The organism is Pseudomonas sp. MWU16-30317 (assembly GCF_020515695.1).
Taxonomy (GTDB): domain Bacteria; phylum Pseudomonadota; class Gammaproteobacteria; order Pseudomonadales; family Pseudomonadaceae; genus Aquipseudomonas.
In genome coordinates this window covers 68,835-83,544 of sequence record NZ_JAIWJA010000004.1, presented here as the reverse complement: position 1 = coordinate 83,544, position 14,710 = coordinate 68,835, and the positions used below count along the sequence as shown (strand labels likewise).

The following is a 14,710-nucleotide window of genomic DNA, read 5'->3' as shown; positions in this document are numbered from 1 at the left end:
AGATTATGCGCCATCGGCGGGCAATATCTTGGTCGGTATATTTAAAGTATCCGTCAATTCATATTGATCATGAACGCTTCAAGGTGAAACTATGGCAGTATTCAGTGCGCGCGTTGTGCTGCTATTGGAAACGGCTGTATAGAACGCTCGGGTCGATCTCGAGGGGTAGCGCATTATTGTTTTTTACATTCAGTATTTGAACGAGCAGTGATATGAGTAAAAGTCTGGGAAGGGTACGACCGAACCTGCGTTCCTCCAGTGAGCGGGTCGATTGGAACCTGTTGCGCACCTTTCAGGCCATTGCCCAGGAATTGAGCATCAGCAAGGCGGCGGTGCGCTTGCATCTGTCACAGCCTGCGGTCAGTCAGGCGCTCAAGCGGCTCGAAGAGCAACTGGGCACCGCCTTGATCGAGCGTCGCGGCCCGCGCTTCCAATTGACCATCGCCGGCATCGAGACGCTGCGTATCGCCAATGACGTACAGGGGCAGTTCGCCCAGCTGGACGCCGCCATCGAGGGCTCCAGTGACCAGGTTGTGGGCAAGGTGCGGCTGCTGTCGATCGATGGCATCAGCTGCGCTGCCTACGATCGCAGCCTGGCCAGCCTGAACCGGCGTTTTCCTGGGGTGGCGGTGGAAATCGTGGTGCAATCCAACGACGAAATTCTCAGCGCCCTGGAGCAGAAAACCGCCACCTTCGGCCTGGCGATCACCCCGCTGAGCTACCCCTGGCTGGCTCAGGAATGCCTGACCCGTGAACATTACCGCTTCTATTGCGGCCCCGAGCATCCGTTGTTCGGCCGCGAAGACGTGAGTGTCGAGATGCTCAAGGACGAGCCGCTGATCCTGTTCACCAGCGACCTGCTGGGCGGCACCCTCAACGCTTTGGCCGAATTTCGCCATCGCCACGGCTGGCGTGGGCCGATCAAGGGCTGTTCGGCCAACAGTCAGGAGGTCTTGCGTCTGGTGCTGGCGGGCTTTGGCATTGGTTGCCTGCCCCATCCGTTGTATCAGCGCGAGCGCGCGGCCGGGCATTTGTGGCCCCTGCCGCCGGAGCAGGTGTGCACCGTGGACGTCAATCTGCTATGGAACAAGGAGCAGCGCCTGAGCCGCGCCGAGGCGCAGTTCCTGCAAGGCCTGCGCGAAGCCACGGCCGCCCTGGCAGACGCCACGGTCTGAATTCAGGCGCCGTTGGCGAGGATCGCGACGTTGTTGGCCAGATGCTGCTGAAGGATTTCGAGGAACACATCCAGCAGCGGGTTGCTGCGGCCGGTGGGCTTGTGCAGCAGCTTGAAAGGGGTGGTGACGCGAAAGCGCTTGGGCTTGACCGAGCGCATCTGCCCGCGGTCGACGTAGTGCTTGGCCCAGTGGGTGGGCAGATGGCCCAGGTAGCGCCCGGTCAGCACCAGCATGGCTACGGCCTCGACCTGAGTGGCGATGGCGCTGATGTTGCGCGGGCCCAGCGGGCGGAATTTATCCTGGTGATTGGCGTAGACATGCTCGATGTATTCGGCTTGGGAGAGTTTGGCGTCGTCGATCTCGTCATCGCTCAAGTTGAAGAACGAGTGATCGCAAGAGCAGTAGAGTTCCGAGGTTTCCTTGTACATCGACAGCACCTCGAACTCGTGCTTGTCGGTGTACACCGGCACGATGCCGGCGGCGAACTGGCCCTTGAGGATGCCTTGTTCGATCTCTTCCAGGGGCGCGACGCTCAGTCGCATGCGTGCCTTGGGCGCCTTGGCCTGCCAGTCCTGCAGCACGCGCACCAAGGGCGAATTGGGGTCGGAGCAGGTGTTGTCGATGACGGCGATATTCAGGTCGCCCAGCAGCTCGCCGCGGACATTGCCCAGACGCCCGCGAAACTCGTCCAGCGCCGAAAACAGGTCGAGGCTGGCCTGATATATAACTTTGCCTTGTTCGGTCAAACCAAACTTCTCGCGCCCGCGCGTACATAAACGCATGCCCAGGCGAATCTCTAGATCGGATATCTGTTTGCTGATCGCGGCCAGGCCAATATTGAGTTCGGATTGTGCGGCGGTAAAACCACCGGATTCCACCACGGCCTTGAACACTTTGAATAGTTTAAGGTCCATGGCGGTGGCCATGGAAAGTGCAGTATCGCTGGCTCTTTTCGGTACATTGGCGGATTGAGAAAGTTGACTTTCCATTTAATGTATTTACCCCGTTCGGTCGGCTTTCTAGTATCCCTCTCATCCGGTCGATTCACCGCGACCTGTTTAATCGATCCTTTAGCAACTCTTCACAGAGTGGCCAACAAGCCCCTGCATAAAGGGGCTTGCGACAAAGGCAAATTGCAAGCTACGTGCCAATGGAGAACTGTACATGTCCGAGCCAACCGACCGCCTCTGGGGCGCCCGTTTCAAAACCGGCCCCAGTGAAGCCATGGCCAACCTGTCGCGCTCACCCAAGGCCTATTTTCGCCTGACCCCGTATGACGTCGCCGGCTCCAAGGCCCACGCTAACGAGCTGCAGCGCGCCGGTTTGCTGGACGCGGCTGAAACCGCCCAGATCATCCAGGCCCTGCAGGGCATCGATGAAGATTTCGCCGCCGGGCGCATCGAACCGATCGCTGCCGACGAAGACGTGCACACCTTTATCGAACGCCTGCTCACCGAGCGCCTTGGCACTCTGGGCGGCAAGCTGCGCGCGGGACGCTCGCGCAATGATCAATCGGCCAACGACATGCGTCTGTTTTTGCGCGATCAGGCACGGGTGCTGGTAATGGCGCTGCTTGAACTGCAAAAGGCGCTGGTGGCCCAGGCCGAGCAGCACGTGCACAGCATTGCGCCGGGCTTCACCCACTTGCAGCAGGCGCAGCCGATCGTCTTCGCACATCACTTGATGGCCCACGCGCAGGCCATGCACCGCGACATCCAGCGCCTGCAGGACTGGGACCGGCGCTTCAGCCTGTCGCCGCTGGGCGCCGCAGCCATGGCCGGCTCCGCCATCACTGGCGACTTGCACGCCTCGGCGGCCGAGATGGGCTACAGCGGGCCGTGCGAAAACTCCATCGACGCCGTGGCCAGCCGCGATCACGTGGCCGAATTCCTCTTTGCGGTGAGCATGCTTGGCGTCAACGTCTCGCGTCTGGCCGAAGAGTTCTGCCTGTGGACCTCGCGCCAGTTCAACTGGGTCAGCCTCGACGACGGCTACGCCACTGGCAGCTCGATCATGCCGCAGAAAAAGAACCCCGATATCGCCGAGCTGGCGCGGGGCAAGTCGGGCCGTCTGATCGGCACCCTGACCGGCATCCTCTCGGTGCTCAAGGCCCAGCCACTGTCCTACAACCGCGACCTGAGCGAAGACAAGCACGCGGTGCTCGACAGCCTCGACACCATTCACCTGGTGCTGCCGGCGTTCGCCGGAATGGTCGCGACCATGACGGTGCGCACCGACGAACTGCTGCGCCAGGCCCCGCTCGGTTTCACCCTGGCCACCGAAGTGGCGGACTGGCTGTCGCGACGCGGCGTGCCGTTCAAGGAGGCCCATGAAGTGACCGGCAAGCTGGTACAGGCCTGCGAAGAAGCCGGTATCGGCCTGGAAGACGCCAGCCCCGCATTGCTGCTGCAAGTCGACGCGCGCCTGACCGAAGACGTGCGCAAGGCCCTGACGCTGGAGGCCGCGCTCGCGGCACGAAACGGCTGGAACGGCACCGCGCCGGCCCAGGTCAGTGCGCAGATCGAACGCTTCAAGCAGCAGTTGGGCGCCCAGCAGCAATGGGCGCTGGATTACTCCGGCCCGCGCGGCTGACCGACAGGGGACTCCCATGCCACAGACTCACGTTCCTGGCGCTGCGGCGCTGACCGCGCAAGACGCCCACTACGACCTCTCGACCTACAAGGTCGTCAAGCGTCGCTACTACGGCCGCTATGCCTCGGCGACGATCATCGTGTTATTGCTGCTGGGCCTGGCCCAGGCATTCGCCAAGGGCAATATCGAGTGGTCTTACGTGGAGCAGTTCCTGACGGCGCGCTCGATCATGTTCGGCTTGCTCAACACCATCGTCATGGCCGTGCTGGCCATGGCGCTGGGGGTGGTCCTCGGGGTGGTGGTGGCGATCATGCGCATGTCGCACAATCCAGTGCTGCGCTACGTGGCCAGTGGTTACGTGTGGCTGTTCCGCGGCACCCCGCTGATCCTGCAGTTGCTGCTGTGGTTCAACCTGGCGTTGATCTTCCCGACCCTGAGCATCCCCGGGTTGTTCGAGTTCAAGACCGTCGAGGTGATCACGCCGTTCGCCGCGGCCTTGCTCGGGCTGGGCATCAATCAAGGCGCCTACACCTCGGAAGTGGTGCGTGCCGGGTTGCTGTCGGTGGACAGCGGCCAGTACGAGGCGGCCAAGTCGATCGGCATGCCGCGCTTGCAGGCGCTGCGGCGGATCATCCTGCCCCAGGCGATGCGCATCATCATCCCGCCGGTCAGCAACGAATTCATCGGCATGGTCAAGATGACCAGCCTCGCGAGCGTGATCCAGTACTCCGAACTGCTCTACAACGCGCAGAACATCTACTACGCCAACGCCCGAGTGATGGAGCTGCTGATCGTCGCGGGCATCTGGTACCTGGCGGTGGTCACGGTGCTGACCTTCGGCCAGAGCCGCCTGGAACGTCGTTTCGGCCGCGGCGCCGGCAAGCGCAGCTAAGGGGACACGAACATGCGAAATATCGTCAAGGCGGTCAACGTCAACAAGTTCTTCGGCGCTTTCCAGGCGCTCAAGGACGTCAATCTCGACATCCCCTACGGCGAGGTGGTGTGCATCATCGGCCCCTCGGGTTCGGGCAAGAGCACCTTGCTGCGCTGCATCAACCAGCTGGAAAAGGTCGATCAGGGTGGCCTGTGGGTCAACGACGAACTGCTGGGCTATCGCTCGGTGGACCGCAAGTTGATCGAGCTCAGCGACACCCAGATCGCCCGCCAGCGCCTGGCTACCGGCATGGTCTTTCAGCGCTTCAACCTGTTCGCCCACATGACGGTGCTGGAAAACATCATCGAGGGCCCGACCCAGGTGTTGCGCCGCCCGCAAAAGGAATGCCGCGAGCAGGCCATGGACCTGCTCGAGCGGGTAGGGCTGACGGCCAAGGCCCACAGTTACCCGATCGAGCTCTCCGGCGGCCAGCAGCAACGGGTGGCGATTGCTCGCGCCCTGGCCATGCGCCCCAAGCTGATGCTGTTCGACGAGCCCACCTCGGCCCTCGACCCGGAGCTGGTCGGCGAGGTGCTGTCGGTGATGCGCGACCTGGCGGCCAGTGGCATGACCATGGTGGTGGTCACTCACGAGCTGGGTTTCGCCCGAGAGGTGGCCAGCCGCGTGGTGTTCATGGACGCCGGGCAGATCATCGAGACTGGCTCGCCGGAAGAAGTGCTGATGAGCCCGCGCAATCCGCGCACCCAGGAATTCATCGCTGCGGTACTCAACTGATTCCCATCCCTTTGTTTGCTGACTCTGGAAGCCGTTATGAAAAAGATGCTCGTTCTGACCGCAGCACTGTCCGTCTTCACCGCCGCAGGCGCCTGGGCCGCTGATCCGGCCAGGCTGCCGACCGCCATCAAGGACAAGGGCTTTATCGCCGCCGGGATCATGCCCAACTATCCGCCGATGGACTTCAAGGACCCTGGCACCAACCAGCTGACCGGGGTGGATTACGATCTCGGCATGGAGATCGCCAAGCGTCTGGGCATCGAGGTGAAATGGCAGGAAACCGCCTTCGAGCAAATGGTCAGCGGCCTGGTGACTCAGCGGCTGGACATCGTGCTGTCGGGCATGACCGACACCCCCGAGCGGCAGAAGACCGTGGATTTTGTCGACTACTTCAAGACCGGCCCGCAGTTCTACATCCTGGACACCAGCAAGGACGTCAAGGTCGCCACCGACCTGTGCGGCAAGAAGGTCGGCACCAGCCGCCGCACGAACTTCCCGGTGGAAATTGCCAAGTGGAGCGCCGCCAACTGCGAGGCCAAGGGCAAGCCGGCGATCGTGGTGGTGGGCACCGAAGGCTCGGCGGACGCCCGTGCGCAGTTGCGGCAGGCGCGGTTGGATGGGGCGGTGCAGGGCAGCGAAACCCTGCCGTATATCCAGACGCAGGAGCCGGGTGCCTATCGGGTGATCGGCGAACCATTGACCTTTCAGCTCGCCGGTCTGGGCGTGGCCAAGGGCAATCCGGGCTTGAGCGCGGCCATCGTCGCCACGCTTGACGCCATGATTGCCGATGGCAGCTACGGCAAGATTCTCAAGAAGTGGAACCTGGAGCAGGGCGCGGTCGCCAAGGCGCAGTTGAACCAGGGGAGGTGATGCTCGCTCTGGCACACAACCGCGATAGCGGCGGTGTCCATCAGACCGCTCTCGCGAGCCAGCTTCGCTGCCACAGGTGCAAGGGATGTACACCTGTAGCAAGGCTTGCCCGCGAACAGGCCGTCACAGGCACGCCAAATCTTCGCCAATGACACGGAGCAATCCCGATGTACACCTCTAACGATCTGCGCTGGCCCGGCAAGGCCCGAGCCTGCGTGGCCATGGCGTTCGATCTCGACGGGCCAACGGGCGCGGCGATGCTCGACGGTTCCATCTGGCAGAAACCCGAGTACTTCACCTTTGGCGGCTATGGCCCCTATCGAGCCTTGCCACGGTTGCTCGACATGCTCGACGCGCACCGCACGCCCACCACCTTTTTCGTCCCGGCCTGGGTGGTCGAGAACTGGCCCAGGCAGTGCCAGGCGATCCTCGAACGCGGCCACGAAGTGGCCTATCACGGCTATCGCCACGAATCCTTCTTCGCCCTCGACCTGGCCGAGCAACGCTGGGTCATGGACAAAAGCGCCGAGGTCTTCAAGCGCCATTTGGGCATCACCGCCACGGGGTTTCGCACGCCGTCCGGTGACTGGCACAGCGAGACCCCGGCGCTGTTGATGGACTGCGGAGTGAAGTATTCCAGCAGCATGCGCGGCGACGATCGCCCGTACTTCATTGACACCCTCGACGCCAGCCGGCGCCTGGTGGAAATCCCGGGCCGCTGGGAACTCGACGACTACGCCTCGCTGGCCTATACCCGTGCACCCAATTACCCCGCCGGGCTCGACCGCATCGCCAGTTACGAGCAGACCCTCGACAACTGGTGCCGCGAGTTCGACGGCACCTACCGCGAAGGCCTGTGCATGACCACGTTGTTCCATCCCAAGATCTCCGGCAAGCCGGGGCGCATTAGCGTGCTGGAGCAGTTTGTGCAGCACATGCACAGCCACGCCGACGTGTGGTTTGCCACCTGTAATGAGGTCGCCGAATTCTGGGCGCGGGAGCACGGCAATGACTAGCCCCTGGCCCGCCCCCTATACCTGCGCCGTGGTCATTACGGTGGATTACAACGATATCCATGGGATTCAGACCCAGGTGCCAGCAATCGCCGGGCGCGAAAAAAGCCTTTCGGTGTGGCGTTACGGCACCACCCGCGGCGCCCAACGATTGCTGTCGATATTCGCCGAGCACGGCCTGCGCACCACTTGGTGCGTGCCGGGCATCGTCGCCGAACAGAATCCCGACGTCGTCACGGCAGTGCATGCCGCCGGCCACGAGCTGGCATGCAGCGGTTATCTGCATGAGGACTTCAGCGCACTGACGCGCGAGCAGCAACAGGCGTCGGTGCTGCGCGGTTGCGAAGCCCTGGAGCGCTTGACGGGCCAGCGCCCGCGCGGCTTTCGCGCACCGGCGGGCAGCTATGCCCAGGGCCTGGCGGACGACCTGCGCAGCGCCGGCCTGCGCTGGTCGTCATCCTGGGGCGGTGACGATCTGCCCTATGTGCATCCCGCAGGCCAGGTAGCGGCGCCTTTGGTGGAACTGCCGCTGCACGTTGAGTTGGAGGACGAGCCGTATTTCGCTTTCAACCTGGCGCCGGCCGTGCCCGCCAGCCAGGCGCGCATCGCCAGTTACGCTGAAGTGCTGCTCAATTGGCAGCGCGACTTCGAAGGTTTCCAGCGTTTCGGGCTGTGCTACCTGATGCGCCTGCACCCGGAAATCCTCGGTACGGTGGGGCGCAGCGGTTTGCTCGACGAGTGGCTTGGTTGGCTCAAGGCGCAGCCGGGGGTGTGGTTCGCCACCGCCGAGGAGGTCGCGCAGCGGTGGGCGGTCGAGCATCCGCAGTTGCCCGACGATCATCCGGCCGCGGTATTTGCCCGGCATCAGGCTCAGGAGCCGCGCCCATGAATGCCTTGCACACATTGGCCGGGTTCGTCTGCGATACACCGTTCGCGGCGATCCCCGAGGCGGTGGTAGCCAAGGCGCGTCGGCATTTTCTCGACACCTTGGGCGCCGCTCTGGCAGGCGCCAACACTGAGCTGACCCAACGCTGCCTGGGGGCGTTGCTGTGCAGCGAGCCGCCGGGCGACGTGGCCGTATGGGGCGGGTCGCAACGGCTGTCGGCGCGCAGTGCGGCGTTGGTCAATGGCGTCGCTGCCCACGCTCTGGAGCTGGATGATGCCGGTGGCTGCGATCACTCCGGCGCGGTGGTAGTGCCGGCGATGCTGGCAGTCCTGCCATTGTGTGCGAAGCCACCGAACGGCGAGGCCTTGCTGACGGCCATGGTGCTGGGCTACGACGTGGCCCGGCGCGTGCTGGAAGCGTGCGGCGGCTATTCGCCACACAACGGCGCCGGCTGGCACTCCACCGGCACGTGTGGCGTGTTCGGCGCCGCAGCGGCCTGCGCGCGGCTGTTGCAGTTGAACGCTGACCAGACTGCCCACGCACTCGGGTTGGCAGCGAGCATGAGCGGTGGCCTGTGGTCGTTCATTCATGACGGCGCCGACAGCAAGAAGCTGCACGCCGGGCGCCCGGCCGAGGCGGGTGTGCTCGCCGCGCTGCTCGCCCGCCAAGGCATGAGCGGCCCCAGCCAGGTATTCGAGGACAGCTGGGGTGGTTTTTTGCGCACCTATGCGCAGGCCGCGGCCGAGCCCCAGGCACTGACCGCCGACCTGGGCCGCGTGTGGAAGCTCGCGCGCTGTTCGATCAAGCCCTATGCCGCCTGCCGCGGTACCCACGCGGCGATCGATGCGGTCGGGGAACTACTGGCCGAGCTCGGCATTGACGGCACGCAGGTCGAGCGTATCGATGTGCGCGCTAGTGCCTTTCTGGTGGACATGTGCGCGGGCGTCGACACCCGCACCCTGGCCGCCGCGCAAATGAGCCTGCCGTATGCGTTGGCGGTGCGCTGCCTGCGTGGCAATGCCGGCCTCGACAGTTACGAGGGGGCGGTCAGGGCAGCACCCGAGGTGCAGGGCTTGATGGCGGCCATCAGCCTGCGCATCGAGCCGCGCCTGGCGCCGCTGGACGAACCGTTCGTTCAGGTCACCAGCGCGGACGGTCGCAGCGCCACGCGTCAGGTCAAGCTGGCGCTGGGCGGCCCGCTCAATCCGCTGAGCGACGAAGCCTTGATCGACAAGTTTCGCTCGTTGGCGATCCGCGCCTTGCCCGCCGCACAGGTCGATGGCCTGGTCGAGCTGTGCATGACGCTGGGCGCCGACACCGATGTGCCGCGGCTGCTTGGGCTGCTGCAAACCGCCTCACCCCTGTAGCGAGGGGGCTTGCCCCCCGAACATTCTCGACCTCAAGGAGCGCCCCATGACCCCACGCCTGACCCAACTGCTCGCTACTGCCCTGATCGTCTCTGCCGCCACTGCCGCCAACGCCGCCACCACCCTGACCGTCGGCATCGAAGCCACCTATCCGCCGATGTCCTACCGCAACCCCACCACCAACGAAAGCACCGGCTTCAACATCGACCTGTTCAAGGCTCTGGCCAAGCAGATGAACGTCGACCTCAAGTTTGAGGAGATGAGCTTCGAACAACTCACCAGCGGCCTGGCCACCGGGCGCATCGATGTGATCGGCACGGCCATTACCGACCTGCCGACCCGCCGCAGCAACATGACCTTCGTCGATTATCTGCAGACCGGTGCGCAGATGTTCACCACGCGCGCAAATGCTCCAGCGGCAATGACCCCCGATGCCTTCTGCGGCAAAGCCATCGGCAGCCCACGCACCACCAATTACTTCATCGAACTCAACGCCTGGAGCGACAGGACCTGCGTCGGCGCAGGTAAGCCCGCCGCCCAGGTACAAGGCGCGGCAGGCGCGGCGGCGGTACGCCTGGACCTCAAGCAAGGCCGCCTGAACGCCGCCGTACTGGGGCCTGAGTACGTCTAATACCTGATGAGCGAAGAGCCCGATACCTATGTGCTGGTGGGCGAGCCGTTGTCGGTGCATTACTTCGGCTTTGCCGTGGCCAAGGGCAAGGACGCGCTGCGTGATCAATTGGTCAAGGGCCTGCAGGCATCGTTGGCGGACGGCAGCTACCAGCGCGTACTCGACCAGTGGCACCTGCAAAGTCAGGGCATCAAACAGGTGACTGTCGATGGTGGGCAGTGACTGGCAATGCACCTGGCCTCTGGTCAAGGGAGCCCTAAAGATCTGCTCCACGCGGCCGTTAAATGGTCATCGCGACAGTCAAATCGCGCAACCGTTTCAGCCCACTCCTCGACTAGTGGCAATTAGACGCACCCCAGCATTGCAATGCTTTGGCGAAGCCGCTAATGTGCGCCCAAATTTTACAATTGCTTCAGTAAGTTCATGTTGTGCGCCCCGAAGCAGGGCCAGCCATTCATTGTTTCTCAAGTAGCTGAAGACAACCTACAAGAAGTCAGCGCAGGGGGCATGAGAGTGAGGACGATGCAGTTTTTATCGGCCTTGTATGTCCACCCCGCCTGTTCGCCGATTGCCCGCTTTGCTGGCAACCCGTGAGCCAGCAAACCACGCGATCGCAGCGGGCGGGCGGATGACGTTCTATCCTGGAAATCACAGTATGTTGAAGAAAGCGAACAAGGCTCTGCTGGGCCTCGCCCTGTCGATGGGCATGATTCAGGCACACGCCGAAGAGGCCAAGAAGGTCGACGTGCTGTTGATCGGCGGCGGCATCATGAGTGCCACCCTGGGCACCTGGCTCAACGAGCTGGAACCGACCTGGACGATGGAAATGGTCGAGCGTCTCGACGCCGTGGCCGAAGAAAGCTCCAACGGCTGGAACAACGCCGGTACCGGTCACTCCGCCCTGGCCGAGTCGAACTACACCCCTTACGGTAAAGACGGCAAGATCGAAATCGCCAAGGCGATCGAGATCAACGAGGCGTTCCAGGTCACTCGGCAATTCCTGTCCTGGCAGGTCAAGTCGGGCGTCTTGAAAAACCCGCACTCCTTCATCAATTCCACTCCGCACATGAGCTTCATGTGGGGAGACGATAACGTCAAATTCCTCAAGGCCCGCTACGAGGCGCTCAAAGCCAGCCCATTGTTCGGTGGCATGCAGTACAGCGAAGACCAGGCGCAGATCAAACAGTGGGTTCCGCTGATGATGGAAGGGCGTGATCCCAACCAGAAGATCGCCGCCACCTGGTCGCCGCTCGGTACCGACGCGAACTGGGGCGAAGTCACTCGCCAGTACGTTGCCAACCTGCAGACCAAGCCTAACTTCACGTTGAAGCTGTCGAGCGAAGTCGAAGAAATCACCCGCAACAAGGACGGCGGCTGGCACGTCGAATACAAAAATCTGAAAGACGGCACCACCCACGGTACCGATGCCAAGTTCGTCTTCGTCGGCGCCGGCGGCGGTGCGTTGAAACTGCTGCAAAAAGCGGACATCCCTGAAGCGCGCGAATATGGCGGCTTCCCGGTCGGCGGCTCGTTCCTGGTGACCGATAACCAGGACATCGCCATGCAACACATGGCCAAGGCCTACGGTATCGCGTCGACTGGCGCACCACCCATGTCCGTACCGCACCTGGACACCCGCGTGCTGGATGGCAAGCGCATGATCCTGTTCGGGCCATTCGCGACCTTCTCCACCAAGTTCCTCAAGCAAGGTTCTTACCTTGACCTGCTGTCGACCACTACGACCCATAACGTGTGGCCGATGACCAAGGTGGGCGTGGAGCAGTACCCGCTGATCGAGTACCTGGCAGGCCAGTTGATGATGTCGGACGACGACCGCTTCAACGCACTGAAAGAGTACTTCCCGCACGCCAAGAAAGAAGACTGGCGCTTGTGGCAAGCCGGCCAACGCGTGCAGATCATCAAGCGTGATGCCGAGAAGGGCGGTGTGCTGAAGTTGGGTACCGAGGTCGTCTACTCTCAGGACCGCTCTATCGCCGGTCTGCTGGGTGCCTCGCCGGGTGCCTCGACCGCAGCGCCGATCATGATCGACGTGCTCGAGAAAGCTTTCAAGGCCCAGGTTGCGACCCCGGCCTGGCAAGAGAAGATGCATCAGATCGTGCCAAGCTACGGCACCAAGCTCAACGATTCGCCAGCACGTGTTCAGCAGGAGTGGGATTACACTGCCGACGTTTTGCTGCTGAACAAGCCTCCAGTGCTCGACGCAGCTGCCTACCCGGCTGCTGGCGCTGCGGCCCCGGCCAAGCCGGCCAAGCCGCAGGAAAGCAAACCGGCTCAGGACATGGCGCTGTAATAGCGGCCTGACCTTGAGTTAAAAAGAAACCCGCCTGGCAGTGATGCCAGGCGGGTTTTTTGTTGTCTGTGCCGGGCCTCAGTTGCCCATCGATTCTCAGCCTTGATCGCTGAGCAACTCGCCGCCACCGGTGGCCGTCTTCACCAACCCGGCAATCACGCGTTCGCCGGTTTCGTGCGCCAGTTCCGCGTACCACGCTTGCGTCTCGGCCGGTACGCCGCCATGGGTGACCTGCGAGCGTGCGCGGGCGCGCAGCATGATCTGCGCGGTGCGCTCGGCGCGGGCGGTGTTGTAGCGGGCGAGGGCAGCGTCGACATCGCCAGCGTCCAGGCAGCGGGCAAGTACCCAGGCGTCTTCCATGGCCTGACAGCCGCCTTGACCCAGATCCGGCGCCATGGGGTGCGCGGCATCACCGAGCAGCACCACACGCCCCTTGACGAAGCTGGATGTCGGGACCATGTCGTGGATTTCGACCCGGCTGACGATAGCAGTGTCCAGGCGCTCGATGAGGTGTTGCACCGGCGCGGCCCAACCGCTGAAATGACCGCGCAGCTCGTCACGATAGTGGGTGCGATCATTGGGGGTGCCTGCTGGCAGGGGCACGTCGAAGAAGAAATAGAACTGGCCGTTGCCCATAGGCATCAGCGACACGCGCTTGTGATCGCCGACGAACTGCGTCCACTCGGTGGCAGGTGCCAGGTCGTCGGTGGCGTCGACGCGACCGTTCCAGTTGACGTAGCCGCAGTAATCGCGTGTCACGTCATGGCCCACGACATAGTTGCGCAGCCGCGAATGGGTGCCGTCGGCAGCCACCACCAGGTCGGCCTGGATCTGCTGGCCGTCGGAAAACTTTACCCGCATGCCGTCGCCGCTGGGCTCCACGCCTTCGCAGCTGACGCCCAGGGTGACGTTGTCGCGGCCACAGCCGTCCAGAAGGATCTGCTGCAAGGCGGTGCGGGCGATAGGGCAGGCGCGCTGCGCGACCGCGTCGTACAGCGGCTGCAAGCTGAAGCGGGTGAGCAACGCGCCGTCGTGGGTGCTGTAGCTCATGCTCTGCATCTCGCCACTGGCCGCTTTGATCGCCGCGCCGAGGCCGAGTTTTTCGAGGACGTTGACGCCATTGGGCCATACCGAAATCGCCGCGCCGGCAGGTGTCAGGTCGGGTACCCGGTCGAACAGGCGCACGCGGTGGCCGCGCTGCTGCAGGGCAATGCCCGCCGACAGCCCGCCGATGCCGGCACCAATGATGACGATGTCCAGAGGCTGTGAGGTCGAAGCAGAAAGAGACATGGCGATGCACCGTGATTGAAATGACAACGTGATGAGGTTGGCAAGCTGGCCATAGAGGAGGGCAGTATAAAACCTGATCGTTTGGTCAGCTATTGCAGTTTGCCTGCCAGTTTTGTCATCGCTACTGGCGACTGAGGGAATTAGTGCTGGTTACGCAGGAGAATTCACCGAATGCAGCTTCAAGTCCAGATAAACAGAGAGTTGAGTGGGCACGCTGGTGCCTCTTGCGCTTGCCCCTCTATCGGTCTGGCGCACGCGGGCTGCTGCATCGTGGCGCAACTTTTGGCTGGGGTGCGCCACGGTGGTGCGAATCCCTGCAGCCCATGCTAGAGGTGTGACGTCATGGATCCGCTTGAAGCTGTTAATCTGCGCGTCCTGTTTTGCGAGGAACGGTAGACCCATGACTGCGATTGACGAATTCGACCTGAAGATCCTGACCCTGTTGCAGGGCAATGGGCGCTTGAGCAATCAGGACCTGAGCGAAATGGTGGGCCTTTCGGCTTCGCAATGCTCGCGTCGGCGGATGAGCCTCGAACAGGCGGGGCTGATCCTTGGCTATCACGCCCGGCTGGCTCCCCAGGCGATGAATACCGAGATGGTCGCGATGATCGAGGTCAGCCTCAACAGCCATAGCCCGCAGACCTCTGCCGCGTTCGAAGCCTTTGTGGTGCATGACCCGGCGATCATCGATGCCTACAAGACCACGGGCGACGCCGACTACGCCTTGAAGGTCGCGGTAGCGGGGCTGGTGGAACTCAATGCGCTGATGGGCCGGTTGTCGGGCAGCGCCACGATCGGCCATTTGAAAACCGCCGTGGTGCTGCAGCGTCTCAAGGAAGCGGGGTTGGTGGCGGGCTGAGAAAATGCACTGAGAAGGCTCCCACAGCGTCGGGTGATGGATAACAT

At 62.9% G+C, this 14,710-nt stretch carries 12 protein-coding genes and 1 pseudogene; 11 read left to right on the top strand and 2 right to left on the bottom strand.

Features of this window, described 5'->3' with window-relative positions; translation table 11 throughout:
- The first annotated feature begins 212 nt into the window (after positions 1-212).
- Positions 213-1,175, top strand: a complete 963-nt coding sequence (locus LIX93_RS13365; protein ID WP_226504531.1) for a LysR family transcriptional regulator — start codon at positions 213-215, stop codon at positions 1,173-1,175.
- A 2-nt stretch (positions 1,176-1,177) separates the two neighbouring features.
- On the opposite strand, the gene LIX93_RS13360 is transcribed toward LIX93_RS13365, so the two are convergent.
- Positions 1,178-2,089 (bottom strand): LysR family transcriptional regulator, encoded by a 912-nt coding sequence (locus tag LIX93_RS13360; protein ID WP_226504530.1) that lies wholly within the window; start codon positions 2,087-2,089, stop codon positions 1,178-1,180.
- A gap of 250 nt (positions 2,090-2,339) precedes the next feature.
- Between LIX93_RS13360 and argH the strand changes: the two genes are divergently transcribed.
- The 9 genes and pseudogenes from argH to mqo all read left to right on the top strand — a co-directional run bounded on the left by argH (position 2,340) and on the right by mqo (position 12,514).
- Positions 2,340-3,767 (top strand): argininosuccinate lyase, encoded by a 1,428-nt coding sequence (gene argH, locus LIX93_RS13355; protein ID WP_226504529.1) that lies wholly within the window; start codon positions 2,340-2,342, stop codon positions 3,765-3,767.
- Between the two features lie 16 nt (positions 3,768-3,783).
- Positions 3,784-4,659 carry an amino acid ABC transporter permease gene (locus LIX93_RS13350; protein WP_226504528.1) on the top strand — a complete coding sequence of 292 codons (876 nt, stop codon included), beginning with the start codon at positions 3,784-3,786 and terminating at the stop codon, positions 4,657-4,659.
- A gap of 12 nt (positions 4,660-4,671) precedes the next feature.
- Positions 4,672-5,436 carry an amino acid ABC transporter ATP-binding protein gene (locus LIX93_RS13345; RefSeq protein WP_226504527.1) on the top strand — a complete coding sequence of 255 codons (765 nt, stop codon included), beginning with the start codon at positions 4,672-4,674 and terminating at the stop codon, positions 5,434-5,436.
- Positions 5,437-5,472: 36 nt separating this feature from the next.
- Positions 5,473-6,306, top strand: a complete 834-nt coding sequence (locus LIX93_RS13340) for an ABC transporter substrate-binding protein (protein WP_226504526.1) — start codon at positions 5,473-5,475, stop codon at positions 6,304-6,306.
- Between the two features lie 167 nt (positions 6,307-6,473).
- Positions 6,474-7,322: a polysaccharide deacetylase gene (locus LIX93_RS13335; protein ID WP_226504525.1), complete on the top strand. Its 849-nt coding sequence runs from the start codon at positions 6,474-6,476 to the stop codon at positions 7,320-7,322.
- Positions 7,315-8,208, top strand: a complete 894-nt coding sequence (locus LIX93_RS13330) for a polysaccharide deacetylase (protein WP_226504524.1) — start codon at positions 7,315-7,317, stop codon at positions 8,206-8,208. The genes LIX93_RS13335 and LIX93_RS13330 overlap by 8 nt, the downstream gene beginning before the upstream one ends.
- Complete coding sequence (locus LIX93_RS13325) at positions 8,205-9,572, top strand: MmgE/PrpD family protein (protein ID WP_226504523.1); 1,368 nt, start codon at positions 8,205-8,207, stop codon at positions 9,570-9,572. The genes LIX93_RS13330 and LIX93_RS13325 overlap by 4 nt, the downstream gene beginning before the upstream one ends.
- Positions 9,526-10,425 (top strand): annotated as a pseudogene (locus LIX93_RS13320) (transporter substrate-binding domain-containing protein). The gene LIX93_RS13325 and the pseudogene LIX93_RS13320 overlap by 47 nt, the downstream one beginning before the upstream one ends.
- 433 nt (positions 10,426-10,858) lie before the next feature.
- On the top strand, positions 10,859-12,514 hold the full coding sequence (mqo, locus tag LIX93_RS13315) for a malate dehydrogenase (quinone) (RefSeq protein WP_226504522.1): 1,656 nt from the start codon (positions 10,859-10,861) through the stop codon (positions 12,512-12,514).
- 96 nt (positions 12,515-12,610) lie between these two features.
- Here the strand turns inward: mqo and hpxO are convergent, their stop codons facing one another.
- The gene (gene hpxO, locus LIX93_RS13310; protein ID WP_260524784.1) at positions 12,611-13,804 is read right to left on the bottom strand and encodes an FAD-dependent urate hydroxylase HpxO; all 1,194 of its coding nucleotides are present in this window, start codon (positions 13,802-13,804) and stop codon (positions 12,611-12,613) included.
- Positions 13,805-14,204: 400 nt separating this feature from the next.
- Here hpxO and LIX93_RS13305 point away from each other — a divergent pair, with 400 nt between their 5' ends.
- Positions 14,205-14,663: an Lrp/AsnC family transcriptional regulator gene (locus LIX93_RS13305; protein ID WP_226504521.1), complete on the top strand. Its 459-nt coding sequence runs from the start codon at positions 14,205-14,207 to the stop codon at positions 14,661-14,663.
- Positions 14,664-14,710: the final 47 nt, after the last annotated feature.